At 48.1% G+C, this 395-nt stretch carries 1 protein-coding gene; it reads left to right on the top strand.

Annotation, left to right across the window (positions count from 1 at the left end):
• Positions 1-395, top strand: a 395-nt coding sequence (locus AAEY62_RS20610; RefSeq protein WP_350636114.1) for a nitronate monooxygenase, incomplete at both ends; no start/stop codon positions are given.

Here is a 395-nt window from a genome sequence, read left to right as displayed (position 1 = left end):
AATAGCAACAACGCGTGCGGGCGGTTTTGGTTTTTTAGCTGGCGCGACGATGAACACTGAAGAAGTGGAAAGTGCCATAAAAAAAGTAATTGCTGCCACAGGGACCAGTAATTTTGGTCTTAATTTTCATATGTTTCAAGAAAACGCGCAGCAATGTCTTGATTTAGCTATTAGTTACAAATTGCGTGCGGTGAGCTACGGACGCGGCCCCGATAAAGCCACTATTGAGCGACTCAAAGCGGCAGGTGTGCTGTGCATTCCCACCGTAGGCGCAGTAAAGCATGCAGTAAAAGCGGTTGCCATGGGCGCCGATATGATCACCATTCAAGGCAGTGAAGGGGGTGGTCATACTGGCAGCGTACCGAGCACTATTTTGTTACCGCAAGTGTTAAATG

Origin of the sequence: Pseudoalteromonas sp. GW168-MNA-CIBAN-0100 (assembly GCF_040309225.1) — a bacterium.
GTDB lineage: Bacteria > Pseudomonadota > Gammaproteobacteria > Enterobacterales > Alteromonadaceae > Pseudoalteromonas > Pseudoalteromonas arctica.
This window is presented reverse-complemented; position numbering and strand designations above follow the sequence as displayed.